General features: G+C 67.1%; 8 protein-coding genes. 5 read left to right on the top strand and 3 right to left on the bottom strand.

Translation table 11 applies throughout. The annotated features are described in order from the left end of the window. From OLX23_RS04310 to OLX23_RS04300, 3 genes are all read right to left on the bottom strand, one after another. Complete coding sequence (locus OLX23_RS04310) at positions 1–459, bottom strand: MEKHLA domain-containing protein (RefSeq protein WP_264443308.1); 459 nt, start codon at positions 457–459, stop codon at positions 1–3. Next, a complete protein-coding gene (locus OLX23_RS04305) occupies positions 456–1,214 on the bottom strand; it encodes a TetR/AcrR family transcriptional regulator (RefSeq protein WP_264443307.1) in 759 nt (252 codons plus the stop codon). The genes OLX23_RS04310 and OLX23_RS04305 overlap by 4 nt, the downstream gene beginning before the upstream one ends. A gap of 129 nt (positions 1,215–1,343) precedes the next feature. Further along, complete coding sequence (locus OLX23_RS04300; RefSeq protein ID WP_264443306.1) at positions 1,344–2,939, bottom strand: alpha-amylase family glycosyl hydrolase; 1,596 nt, start codon at positions 2,937–2,939, stop codon at positions 1,344–1,346. 234 nt (positions 2,940–3,173) lie between these two features. Here OLX23_RS04300 and OLX23_RS04295 point away from each other — a divergent pair, with 234 nt between their 5' ends. The 5 genes from OLX23_RS04295 to OLX23_RS04275 all read left to right on the top strand — a co-directional run bounded on the left by OLX23_RS04295 (position 3,174) and on the right by OLX23_RS04275 (position 12,516). Continuing rightward, the gene (locus tag OLX23_RS04295) at positions 3,174–5,558 is read left to right on the top strand and encodes a glycogen/starch/alpha-glucan phosphorylase (RefSeq protein ID WP_264443734.1); all 2,385 of its coding nucleotides are present in this window, start codon (positions 3,174–3,176) and stop codon (positions 5,556–5,558) included. A gap of 266 nt (positions 5,559–5,824) precedes the next feature. After that, complete coding sequence (gene glgB / locus OLX23_RS04290) at positions 5,825–7,990, top strand: 1,4-alpha-glucan branching protein GlgB (protein WP_264443305.1); 2,166 nt, start codon at positions 5,825–5,827, stop codon at positions 7,988–7,990. A gap of 20 nt (positions 7,991–8,010) precedes the next feature. Then, positions 8,011–9,267 carry a glucose-1-phosphate adenylyltransferase gene (glgC, locus tag OLX23_RS04285; RefSeq protein WP_264443304.1) on the top strand — a complete coding sequence of 419 codons (1,257 nt, stop codon included), beginning with the start codon at positions 8,011–8,013 and terminating at the stop codon, positions 9,265–9,267. A gap of 166 nt (positions 9,268–9,433) precedes the next feature. Further along, positions 9,434–10,891 (top strand): glycogen synthase GlgA, encoded by a 1,458-nt coding sequence (gene glgA / locus OLX23_RS04280; protein ID WP_264443303.1) that lies wholly within the window; start codon positions 9,434–9,436, stop codon positions 10,889–10,891. After that, complete coding sequence (locus tag OLX23_RS04275) at positions 10,888–12,516, top strand: alpha-D-glucose phosphate-specific phosphoglucomutase (RefSeq protein ID WP_264443302.1); 1,629 nt, start codon at positions 10,888–10,890, stop codon at positions 12,514–12,516. The genes glgA and OLX23_RS04275 overlap by 4 nt, the downstream gene beginning before the upstream one ends. The last annotated feature ends 48 nt before the right edge of the window (positions 12,517–12,564 follow it).

Below are 12,564 nucleotides of genomic sequence, written 5' to 3'. Positions count from 1 at the left end.
TCACACCGTGAAGGTCGCCGCCTGCCCGTGACGCGCGCCGTGCGCGTCGATCAGGTTCCAGACCACGGCCTGGTCGATGCGGAAGCGCCGCCCCGTCGCCGAGACGCGCATGCCGCCATAGTCGTCGATGAAGCCGTCGCGGGTGACGCGGTCGAGCAGGCTCTGCCGCTCGTCGCGCAGCATTTCCTCGGCCGAGAGGCGCGACGGCATCGTCACGAAACCCGCGACGTCGCAATCGAAGGCGGTCAGCGCCGCGCGGTTGCCGAAGAAGAACACCGGATCGGGCTCGGTCCCGTGCGCGACGATCGCGCAGGGCGCGTCCCACAGTGCTGCGACCATATCCTCGCCATGCGGCACCAGCGGCCGGCGCAGCAGGCGTTCGAAGCTCTCGGCAATCAGCGCGATGCGCGCCGCCGTTTCCTCGTCCCGGTACTGCGGCGGAACGGGTTCGGCCGTCACAGCTCGATCGTCGGGTGCGGGATCGCCTCGCCGGCACGGGCCGGGGCGCGGATCGCGCGGAGCACGTATCCGAGGTAGAAATCGAGCAGCTTGTCGAGCGAGTAGTTGGCGATCGCGTCGATCTGCGAGCCGTCCTCGTTCTTGTACCAGTCGGCGCCCGCGTTGAGCATGCGGATGACGGTCGAGATCGTCAGGTAGATGTCGAGATCGGGGTGAAACAGGCCTTCCTTGACGCCATCCGAAAGGATCGCGCTCCAGGCGTCGTAGGACTCTTTCTTCGCCCGCGTCAGATAGTTGAAATAGTCGCTGCGCCGGAAGAACTTCCGCTCGTTGAAGGCGATCGCATAGACCTCCTGGCTCTCGGTCAGCCGGTGCAGTTCGGTCATCAGCAGGGCAACGAAGCGCTGTTCGGCATCGAGTGGCAGCCCGGCGATGCGCTGCGCGTCGTCGCGGCTCTTCAGAATCGCGTCGCGGACGATCTCCTCAAGGATTTCCTCCTTCGTGGCGAAGTGGTGGTAGAGGCTGCCCGAGAGAATATCGACGTCGTCGGCGATCTGGCGCACCGTCGTGGCCTCGAATCCGTATTCGGCGAAGCGCCGTGTCGCGGCCGCCAGGATCAGCTCGCGGCGATCGATCGGCGGCGACCCATCGGCCTTGGCGCGTGGACGGCGAGCCGGCCGGCGCTTGGCTTCGGCCCCATCCTTGGTCTTAGCGTCGCTCGTTCCCGCACGAAGCGTGTTCTGCCGTGTCGCCATTCGTCCACCGATCCTTGGTCAGCCCCTCAAGCGCCGCCGCGTTTGTCGCGATCGGCCGCTGACCTTATGCACCAGACCTAACAGGCGGCGGCGCGATTTGCGAGCCGCCTGTCTCGGATGTCCCCGGCCTCAAACCGTCTCGCGAAGATAGAGCGCACCGAAGCCCGGCAGGTGTCCGGGCGCGGCACCGTTGATCGCCAGGATCGGCTCGCCCGCAGGCGCCGTAAGCACCACCGGATCGGGCGACAGGTTAAACAGGCAATGCACGCGCTCGCCCGCGGCCTCGCGCACGAAGGACAGCACGGCACCATCCGCGCGGGCCTTCTCGAGCGTGCCCAATCGCAAGGCCGGATGTGCCTTGCGGATCGCGAGAACCTGCCGCGTCAGCGCGAGCTGCGAGGCCGAATCCGCCTCCTGCCGTTCGACCGCGCGCGCCAGGTTCGCGTCCGACAGCGGCAGCCAGGGATGCCCCGTGGTGAAGCCGCCCAGGTCTTCATCGCGCCAGGGCATCGGCGTGCGCGCGCCGTCGCGTGAGAGCGTCAGCGGCCAGTTGGCGATGGCCTCGGGATCCTGCAGCAGCTCGAAGGGGATCTGATCCTGTTCGAGCCCCAGTTCCTCGCCCTGATAGACGATGATGTTGCCGCGCAGCGCCGCCAGCAGTGCCATCTTCATTGCCGCGAAGCGCTCCCTGTCCGCGGGCGCGCACCAGCGCGAGACCGCGCGGGGCGCGTCATGGTTCTCGAAGGCCCAGCTCGGCCAGCCGCCACCGGTCGACCAGCGCTCGATCGCGTCGATCGCGATCTGCGGGGTGAGGTCGGGCGCATAGAGCAGGTCGAAGCCATAGGCCGAGTTCAGCCGGTGATCGCCCTGGGTATAGACCTGCATCTCGGCGATCGCCTTGTCGCCGCCGACCTCGGCCACGGTGTGGATCGCGCCGTATTCGTCGCAGACCGCGCGGATCCGCTCGATGAAGCCGACCATGTCGGGGTGCGACTGGCTGTAGAGCTTGGTCTGGAAATCGAACGGCCGCGTGCGCGTCCGGCCGTCGTCGGGCGCCGGCGGATTGTCGCGCAGCAAGAGGTCGTGCATCGAATGGTTGAGCGCGTCGAGCCGGAAGCCGTCGACCCCGCGATCGAGCCAGAACCGCGCAACACCGAGCAGCGCGTCCTGCACCGCGGGGTTGTGCACGTTGAGCTGCGGTTGCTCCTTGAGGAACGTGTGCATGTAGTATTGGCCGCGGCGCGCATCCCAGGTCCAGGCGGGGCCGCCGAAGACCGACTGCCAATTGTTGGGCGGCGTGCCGTCGACCTTGGGATCGGCCCAGACGTACCACTCGGCGCGCTGGTCCTCGCGCGAGCTTCGGCTCGCGGCGAACCAGGGATGCAGGTCCGAGGTATGGGCATAGACTTGGTCGACGATGACCTTGAGCCCGAGCGCGTGCGCCCTAGCCACCAGCGCATCGAAATCGGCGAGCGTCCCGAAAGTCGGATCGACGTCGCAGTAGTCGGCGACGTCGTAGCCGAAGTCGCGCATCGGCGAGGTGTAGAATGGCGAGATCCAGATCGCATCGACGCCGAGCGATGCAACATAGTCGAGCCGCTGGGTGATTCCGGCGAGATCGCCGACGCCGTCGCCGTTGGTGTCCTGATAGGATCGCGGATAGATCTGGTAGACGGCAGCGCCGCGCCACCAGGGCGCCTTCGCCGGATCGATCGGTCGACTCATGCTGCGCTCCTGACAGGCCTGCCTCGCCGTTCATGAATTCTAATGCCGCATTGCACAATCGACTTGTCGAAGAGGGCCTGTCTGCCTTAGCCATGGCGATGGAGGCATGGGGAGGACGGAGTCGTCGTCGCGACCGGCGGCAGGGGTTTCGCGTCCTTGCGCCGGTGCTCAGAATGGGAGCGTCCTGCCGTGAACAAGCCCGCCATCGAGGCCCTCTCCCCGCCCGTCTCCGAAATGGACGAGCACCTGATTGCCGTGCTCCGCCACCGCGTCGGCAAGGACGAGCGCGCCGCCACCCAGCACGACTGGTTCAAGGCCGCGATCCTGACCTTGCGCAACCACGTCGTCGACCGCTGGATCGAATCCACGCGCAAGACCTACGACGAGAGCGGCAAGCGGGTTTACTACCTGAGCCTCGAATTCCTGATCGGCCGCCTGATGCGCGACGCCCTGTCGAACATGGGCATGACGCGCGAGATGGAAGAGGCGCTGCGCAGCCACGGGCTCGATCTCGCCGCGCTCGAGGATCTCGAGCCCGACGCGGCGCTGGGCAACGGCGGTCTCGGCCGCCTCGCCGCCTGCTTCATGGAAAGCCTCGCGAGCCTCGACATCCCCGCCTATGGCTATGGCATCCGCTATGTGAACGGCATGTTCCGCCAGCGCATCCAGGATGGCTGGCAGGTCGAGCTTCCCGAGACTTGGCTCGCGCACGGCAACCCTTGGGAGTTTGACCGGCGCGAGAGCGCCTATCGCGTCGGTTTCGGCGGTGAAGTGGTCGCCGATGGCCCCGACGGCGGGGTCGTGTGGAAGCCGGCCGAGCAGGTCGAGGCTTCGGCGGTCGACACGCCGGTGGTGGGCTGGCGCGGCAAGCGCGTGAACACCCTGCGCCTGTGGACCGCGACCGCGCTCGATCCGATCCGGCTCGACGCCTTCAACGCCGGCGATCACGTCGGCGCGCTGGTCGAGGAAGCCCGCGCCGATGCGCTGGTGCGCGTGCTCTATCCTGCGGACTCCAGCGCCGCCGGGCAGGAGCTGCGGCTGCGGCAGGAGTATTTCTTCACCTCGGCCTCGATCCAGGACATCATCCGCCGCCACGTCGCCTACATGGGCGATGTCCGCACCCTGCCCGACAAGGCGGCGATCCAGCTCAACGACACGCACCCCGCGGTCGCCGTGGCCGAGATCATGCGGATTCTCGTCGACGTGCACGGCCTCGAATTCAACGAGGCCTGGGAGATCACCAAGAAGACCGTCGGCTATACCAACCACACCTTGCTGCCCGAGGCTCTGGAATCCTGGCCGCTGCCGCTGTTCGAGCGGCTGCTGCCGCGGCACATGCAGATCGTCTATGCGATCAACAGCCGCGTCCTGCGTGAGGCGCGCAAGGCCGGGATGGACGATGCCGCGGTCTCGGCGATCTCGCTGATCGACGAGGGCGGCGAACGTCGCGTGCGGATGGCCAACCTAGCTTTCGCCGGCGCGCATTCGGTCAACGGCGTCGCGGCGCTGCACACGGACCTGATGAAGGTCACCGTGTTCAAGGACCTGCACCAGCTCTATCCTGAGCGGATCAATAACAAGACCAACGGCGTCACCCCGCGCCGCTGGCTGCAGCAGTGCAACCCAGGCCTGACCGCGGTGATCAAGGACGCGATCGGCGACGGCTTCCTCGACGATGCCGAGAAGCTGGTCGATCTCAACGCGCTGGCCGGTGACGCCGCGCTCGGCGAGCGGATCGCCGAGGTCAAGCGTGCGAACAAGGTCGCCCTCGCCTCCTACATCAAGGAAGTGGTCGGCATCCGCCTCGATCCCGACGCGCTGTTCGACGTCCAGATCAAGCGCATCCACGAGTACAAGCGCCAGCTGCTCAACCTGGTCGAGACGGTCGCGCTCTACGACCAGATCCGCAGCCATCCCGAGCGCGACTGGGTACCGCGGGTGAAGATCTTCGGCGGCAAGGCGGCGCCCAGCTACCACAACGCCAAGCTGGTCATCAAACTGGCCAACGACATCGCCCGGCGCGTCAATTCCGATCCCTCGGTCGGCGGACTGCTCAAGGTCGTCTTCGTGCCGAACTACAACGTCACCAAGGCCGAGAAGCTGATCCCGGCGGCCGACCTGTCCGAACAGATCTCGACCGCGGGCATGGAAGCCTCGGGCACGGGCAACATGAAGTTCGCGCTCAACGGCGCGCTGACGATCGGCACGCTCGACGGCGCCAATGTCGAGATCAAGGACAGGGTCGGCGACGACGAGATCTTCATCTTCGGCCTCACCGCCGACGAGGTCGCGCAGAAGCGCGCCGACGGCTACAACCCGCGCGAGGTGATCGAGCAGTCGCGCGAGCTGAGCCAGGCGCTGAACGCGATCGCCAGCGGCGTGTTCTCCCCCGACGATCCCAACCGCTACGCCGATCTGATGGGCGGCATCTACGACCACGACTGGTTCATGTGCTCGGCCGACTTCGATAGCTATGCCACCGCCCAACGCGCGGTCGATGCCCGCTGGCTCGACCAGAAGGCCTGGCGGACCAGCGCGATCCGCAATATTGCCAATGTGGGCTGGTTCTCGTCCGACCGGACCATCGCCGAATATGCGAAGGACATCTGGGGAGTTTAGTCCTCAAGTCTCGTGCTAACGCACCCGAGGTTTGAATCGATTTGACCCAGTGCAAGGAGTGAGGGCGCAGGAATGGTGGGCCCATTTCAAGACCGATCGACGCAGCAATGGGTCAAATCGATCAAATCCCGAAGGGACGCCAAAATGGCTTCCATCTCGAACCGAACTGCGCTTGCAAAGGCTACCAGCCTTCGCGGCGCGCATTTCGATCCGATCTGTTCGCCATTTTGGCGCCTCGGGTGCGTTAGCACAAGACTTGAGGACTCATGAAGCCACCGGCGGAAGCCATCACCGCACTGCTGGAAGGCACGCACGCCGATCCGTTTTCGCTGCTGGGGGTCCATCAGGGTCCCGAGGGCACTTTCGCGCGCGCCATCCTGCCGGGGGCAGAGAAGGCCGAGGCGCACGACCTGGCGGGGAAGAAGCTCGGCAAGCTCAAGCGGATCGATCCGGGCGGGCTGTTCGAGGGCAAGATCAGGGGTGATGCACAGCCGGTGCAGTACCGTTGCACTGCTGGGCCGCACGAGTGGTGGGTCACCGATGCCTACTCCTTCGGCCCCGTGCTCGGCCCGATAGACGACCTGCTGATCGCGCAAGGCACGCACTTCCGCCTGTTCGACAAGCTTGGCGCGCACCCGATCCGCCACGAAGGCGCCGACGGCGTTCATTTCGCGGTCTGGGCACCCAACGCCCGCCTCGTCTCGCTGGTCGGCGATTTCAACGATTGGGACCACCGCCGCCACCCGATGCGCCAGCGCGCCGACATCGGCGTGTGGGAAATCTTCCTGCCCAAGATCGGCCTCGGCCGCGCCTACAAGTTCCGTGTGGTCGGCCCCGACGGCACGGTGCAGCCGCTCAAGGCCGATCCCTTCGCTTTCGCCTCAGAACTGCGCCCGCGAACGGCCTCGATCACCGCCCTGCCCGGCAAGCATGATTGGGGTGACGAGGCCCACCGCGCGCACTGGTCCGCGGTCGATCCGCGGCGCGAGGCGATCGCGATCTACGAGGTCCACCCCGGCTCCTGGCAGCGCGACGACAATGGCTGGTTCCTCTCGTGGGATGCCATGGCCGAGCGGCTGATCCCCTATGTCGTCGAACTCGGTTTCACCCACATCGAGTTCCTGCCGGTCTCCGAGCATCCCTACGACCCGTCGTGGGGCTACCAGACCACCGGGCTCTACGCCCCGTCGGCGCGCTTCGGCGATCCTGCCGGCTTCGCGCGCTTCGTCGACGGGGCGCATCGCGCCGGCGTCGGCGTGCTGATCGACTGGGTGCCCGCGCACTTCCCGACCGACGAACACGGCCTCGCCCATTTCGACGGCACCGCGCTCTACGAGCACGAGGACCCGCGGCTCGGCTTCCATCCCGACTGGAACACCGCAATCTACAATTTCGGCCGGCGCGAGGTGCAGTCGTTCCTGGTCAACAACGCGCTGTTCTGGGCCGAGCGCTATCACGTCGACGGGCTGCGCGTGGATGCCGTCGCCTCGATGCTCTACCGCGACTATTCGCGTGAGGCCGGCGAATGGATCCCCAATGCCGAGGGCGGCCGCGAGAACTGGGAAGCCGTGGAATTCCTGCGCGCGACCAACAAGGCGCTCTACGGACAGCATCCGGGCGTGATGACGATCGCCGAGGAGTCCACGTCCTGGCCCGGCGTCTCGCTGCCCGCTTACGACGAAGGCCCGAAGACCAGCCTGGGCTTCGGCTTCAAGTGGAACATGGGCTTCATGCATGACACGCTGAAGTACATGGCGCGCGATCCGGTCCACCGGCAGCATCACCACGACGAGATCACCTTCGGGCTGATGTATGCCTTCTCGGAAAACTTCGTCCTGCCGCTGAGCCACGACGAAGTCGTCCACGGCAAGGGTAGCCTGCTCAACAAGATGAGCGGCGACGATTGGCAGCAGTTCGCCAACCTGCGCGCCTATTACGCGCTGATGTGGGGCTATCCGGGCAAGAAGCTGTTGTTCATGGGCCAGGAGTTCGCCCAGCGCCGCGAATGGAACGAGGATCGCGCGCTCGACTGGGACCTGCGCGGCGCCCCCGCGCACGAGGGCGTGCGCAACCTCGTGCGCGATCTCAACAAGCTCTATCGGACGAGCTCGGCCCTCCACGCGCGCGACTGCGAGAGCGACGGTTTCGAGTGGCTGGTGGTCGACGATGCCGCCCATTCGGTCTTCGCCTGGCTGCGCAAGGCGCCGGGGGCGAAGCCCGTGGCCGTGGTCGCCAACATGACGCCAATGCTGCATACCGGCTATCGCCTGCCGCTGCCGCACGACGGCCAATGGCGCGAGGTGCTCAACAGCGATGCGGCGGTCTATGGTGGCAGCGGCCAGGGCAATCTCGGTGCGGTGACGGCGCAGGACGGCGCAGCCCATGTCACACTGCCGCCGCTGGCGACGGTCCTGTTCGAACTGGCAGAATAAGAAAGGTACTGAGAGGGCGCATGGTCGATAGACGGCAACAACCGCTGGCGCGCGACGCCATGGCCTATGTGCTTGCCGGGGGGCGCGGCAGCCGGCTCAAGGAGCTGACCGACAACCGCGCCAAGCCCGCGGTCTATTTCGGCGGCAAGACGCGGATCATCGACTTCGCGCTGTCGAACGCGATCAATTCGGGCATCCGCCGCATCGGCGTCGCCACGCAATACAAGGCGCATTCGCTGATCCGCCACTTGCAGCGCGGGTGGAACTTCCTGCGGCCCGAGCGCAACGAGAGCTTCGACATCCTGCCCGCCTCGCAGCGCGTGTCCGAGTTCCAGTGGTACGAAGGCACGGCCGACGCGGTTTTCCAGAACATCGACATCATCGAGGACTACGCGCCGAAATACATGGTCATCCTGGCCGGCGACCACATCTACAAGATGGACTACGAGCTGATGCTCCAGCAGCACGTCGACAGTGGCGCCAACGTCACCGTCGGCTGCCTCGAAGTGCCGCGCAAGGATGCCTCGGGTTTCGGCGTGATGGCGGTCGACGCGAACGACGTCATCACCGAGTTCGTAGAGAAGCCGGCCGATCCGCCGGCGATGCCCGGCAATCCCGACATGTCCCTGGCATCGATGGGCATCTACGTGTTCGACACCGATTTCCTGATCGAGCAGCTGCGCCGCGATGCCGAGACGCCGGGATCGAAGCACGACTTCGGCGGCGACATCATCCCCTACCTGGTCGAACACGGAAAGGCGGTCGCACACCGCTTCTCGTCGAGCTGCATCCGCGCCGCAGAGGAGATCGAGGAATACTGGCGCGACGTCGGCACGGTCGACGCCTATTGGGAAGCCAACATCGACCTGACCGACGTGGTGCCCAAGCTCAACATGTACGATCGCGACTGGCCGATCTGGACCTATTCGGAAATCACCGCCCCCGCCAAGTTCGTCCACGACGAGGACGGCCGCCGCGGCACGGCGATCTCCTCGCTGGTGTCGGGCGACTGCATCGTCTCGGGTGCGGTCGCCTCGCGCAGCCTGCTGTTCACCGGCGTAAAAATGGGCTCCTTCTCGAATGTCCACGAGGCCGTGGTCCTGCCCTATTGCAACATCGGCCGCAGCGCCCGGCTGCGCAAGGTCGTGATCGACCGCGGCGTGCGCATCCCCGAGGGCTTGGTCGTCGGCGAGGATCCCGAGCTCGACGCCCAGCGCTTCAGTCGGACCGAGAACGGCGTCTGCCTGATCACCAAGGCCATGATCGACCGACTGTGATGACGTTCCTCCACGCAGAACCCCTTTTCCGTCATCCCCGCGAAAGCGGGGATCCATCACCCGAGTTCGCGTTTTGCGCCGCTGTCGCGATCGATCGATACCGCAGGAGATGGGCCCCCGCCTTCGCGGGGGTGACGGTGGTGGGTGACGTCTCGGAAGTCGCGCGATGACCCTGCGCGTCCTCTCCGTCGCTTCCGAAGCCGTGCCGCTGGTCAAGACCGGCGGGCTCGCCGATGTCGTCGGCGCCCTGCCCGCGGCTCTGGCGCCGCACGGGGTCGAGATCACCACCCTGCTCCCCGGCTATCCCGCGGTCATGGCCGCACTCGGCAAGCCGCGCACCCTGCATAGCTGGCCCGCGCTGCTCGGCGAGCCGGCGCGGCTCGTCGCCGGCAAGATCGACGGACACCCGCTGCTCGTGCTCGACGCCCCGGCCTATTTCGCGCGCGGGGGCGGGCCTTATGCCGATCCTTCGGGGCGCGACTGGGGCGACAACTGGCGCCGCTTCGCCGCCTTCGGCCGTGCCGCCGCCGATCTCGCCGGCGGCGTGGTCAAAGGGCGTCGCTACGACCTGGTCCACGCGCACGACTGGCAGGCGGCGATGACGCTCGCCTATCTGCGCTTCGCACCGGTCGCGGACGCGCCGCCGCTGCCCGGCGTGATGACGATCCACAACATGGCCTTCCAGGGCTGGAGCGGCGCCGAGACCTTCGCCGGGCTCGGCCTCCCGCGTGAGGCCTGGTCGATGCACGGCGTCGAGTATCACGGCGGGGTCGGCGCGCTGAAGGCGGGGATGGAAGCGGCATCGGCGATCACCACGGTGAGCCCGAGCTATGCCACCGAAATCCGCGATCCGCAGTTCGGCATGGGGCTCGAAGGCATCGTCGTGAGCCGCGGCGAGCGCGTGCACGGCATCCTCAACGGCATCGACACGGCGCAGTGGGACCCGGCCGCCGACACCACGCTGGCCGCGCGCTTCACCGCGCGCAAGCTCGACAAGCGGCTCGCCAACAAGCGTGCTCTGGAGGTCGAGTTCGGGCTCGACGCCGATGACGGTCCGCTGTTCGTCGTAGTCAGCCGGCTGACCTGGCAGAAGGGCATGGACGTGCTGCTCGGGGTGCTCGACCATCTGGTCGGGCTCGGCGGACGGCTCGCGCTGCTCGGCTCGGGCGATGCCGCGCTCGAGGCCGGCTTCCACGCCGCCGCCGCGCGCCATCCGGGCCGTGTCGCCGTGCGCACCGGCTACGACGAGGCGCTGTCGCATCGCATCCAGGCCGGCGGCGACGCGATCCTGATCCCCTCGCGGTTCGAGCCCTGCGGCCTGACCCAGCTCTATGGCCTGGCCTATGGCTGCGTGCCGGTGGTCGCACGCACGGGTGGGCTGGCCGATACGGTGATCGACGCCAACGTCGCCGCGCTGCAGGCAGGCGTCGCCACGGGCATCCAGTTCGATGGCGTCACACCCAATGCCCTGACCGCCGCGATCAGCCGAAGCACCGCCCTCTTCCGTCAGCCCGAGCTGTGGCGCCAGCTCCAGCGCAACGGCATGGCCGGCGATTTCTCCTGGGCGCGCAGCGGCAAGGCCTATGCCGATCTCTATGGCCAGCTCGTCGAGGAAATCCGATGATCCGCACCGTCCAGACCACGCCGTTCGAAGGCCAGAAGCCCGGCACCTCGGGCCTGCGCAAGAAGGTCCGCGTCTTCCAGCAGGAAAACTACGCAGAGAACTTCATCCAGTCGGTGTTCGACGCGGTGCAACCCCCGCGCGGCGCAGTGCTGGTGATCGGCGGCGATGGGCGCTTCCACAACCGCGCGGTGATCCAGCAGGCGATCCGCATGGCCGCGGCCAACGGCTATGGCCGCGTGCTCGTCGGCCAGGGCGGCATCCTATCGACGCCCGCGGCCAGCCACGTCATCCGCAAGCACCAGGCCTCTGGCGGGCTGATCCTTTCGGCCAGCCACAATCCCGGCGGGCCCGACGAGGACTTCGGCATCAAGTACAACGTCGCCAACGGCGGCCCCGCGCCCGAGGGCGTGACCGAGGCGATCTATGCGCGCACGCAGGAGATCGACCGCTGGCTGACGGTCGACGGGGCCGACATCGATCTCGACAAGGTGGGCGTGGTCACGGTGTCGGGCATGGTGGTCGAGGTGATCGATCCCGTCACCGACTATGCCGACCTGATGGAAAGCCTGTTCGACTTCGCCGCGATCCGCGCGGCGGTCTCGGACGGCATGACCATGTGCTTCGACGCGATGCAGGCGGTGACCGGACCCTATGCGCACGAGATCCTCGAACGCCGGCTCGGCTTCCGCGTGGGCACGGTCCACAACGGCACCCCGCTCGAGGATTTCGGCGGGCATCATCCCGATCCGAACCTGGTCCATGCCAAGGTGCTCTACGACCTGATGATGAGCCCGGAGGCGCCGGTGCTCGGCGCGGCTTCGGACGGCGACGGCGATCGCAACCTGATCATCGGCAAGAACCGCTTCGTCACCCCGTCGGACTCGCTGGCGATGCTCGCGGCCAATGCCCATCTGGCGCCGGCCTATGCGGGCGGGCTCAAGGGCGTCGCCCGCTCGATGCCGACCAGCGCCGCCGCCGATCGTGTCGCCGAGGCGCTGGGCCTGCCGAGCTTCGAGACGCCGACCGGATGGAAGTTCTTCGGTAACCTGCTCGACGCCGGCATGGCAACGATCTGCGGCGAGGAAAGCGCGGGCACGGGCTCGGACCACGTCCGCGAGAAGGACGGGCTCTGGGCAGTATTGCTCTGGCTCAACGTGCTCGCCGTGCGGCGGATCAGCGTCGACGACCTCGCGCACGAGCATTGGGCCAGGTTCGGCCGCAACTACTACGCCCGGCACGATTACGAGGCGATCGAGACCGACAAGGCCAACGCGCTGATGGCCGAACTGACCGCGGGGCTCGACGCCCTGACCGGCCGCGAGTTCGGCCCGCTCAAGGTCGCGGCGGCGGACTCCTTCGCCTATGTCGATCCGGTCGACGGCTCGGTTAGCCGCAACCAGGGCATTCGGGTGATGTTTGAGGGCGGCTCGCGGATCGTCTTCCGCCTGTCGGGCACCGGCACCGAGGGCGCGACCCTGCGCGTCTATCTCGAACGCTACGAACCCGTGGGCGGAAAGCTCGACGCGCCGGTTTCGGACATGCTCGGCGACCTGATCGCCGCGGCCGACGCGATCGCCGGGATCGTGCGGCACACCGGGCGGACGGCGCCCGATGTGGTGACGTGACAATCTTCCGCCACCCCGTCTCTCCCCCGTCGCCCCTGCGAAGGCAGG

It is taken from the genome of Novosphingobium sp. JCM 18896 (assembly GCF_025938095.1).
In the GTDB taxonomy this organism is placed as follows: domain Bacteria; phylum Pseudomonadota; class Alphaproteobacteria; order Sphingomonadales; family Sphingomonadaceae; genus Novosphingobium.
The sequence above is the reverse complement of the archived record's forward strand: the minus strand, read 5'-3'. Positions and strand labels throughout refer to the sequence as shown.

Excerpts from the sequence above, each read along its gene's own strand:
- glgB (WP_264443305.1), top strand. The coding sequence starts at position 5,825 with ATGAAGCCACCGGCGGAAGCCATCACCGCACTGCTGGAAGGCACGCAC.
- glgA (WP_264443303.1), top strand. The coding sequence starts at position 9,434 with ATGACCCTGCGCGTCCTCTCCGTCGCTTCCGAAGCCGTGCCGCTGGTC.
- OLX23_RS04300 (WP_264443306.1), bottom strand. The coding sequence starts at position 2,939 with ATGAGTCGACCGATCGATCCGGCGAAGGCGCCCTGGTGGCGCGGCGCT.
- glgC (WP_264443304.1), top strand. The coding sequence starts at position 8,011 with ATGGTCGATAGACGGCAACAACCGCTGGCGCGCGACGCCATGGCCTAT.
- OLX23_RS04295 (WP_264443734.1), top strand. The coding sequence starts at position 3,174 with ATGGACGAGCACCTGATTGCCGTGCTCCGCCACCGCGTCGGCAAGGAC.
- OLX23_RS04275 (WP_264443302.1), top strand. The coding sequence starts at position 10,888 with ATGATCCGCACCGTCCAGACCACGCCGTTCGAAGGCCAGAAGCCCGGC.
- OLX23_RS04305 (WP_264443307.1), bottom strand. The coding sequence starts at position 1,214 with ATGGCGACACGGCAGAACACGCTTCGTGCGGGAACGAGCGACGCTAAG.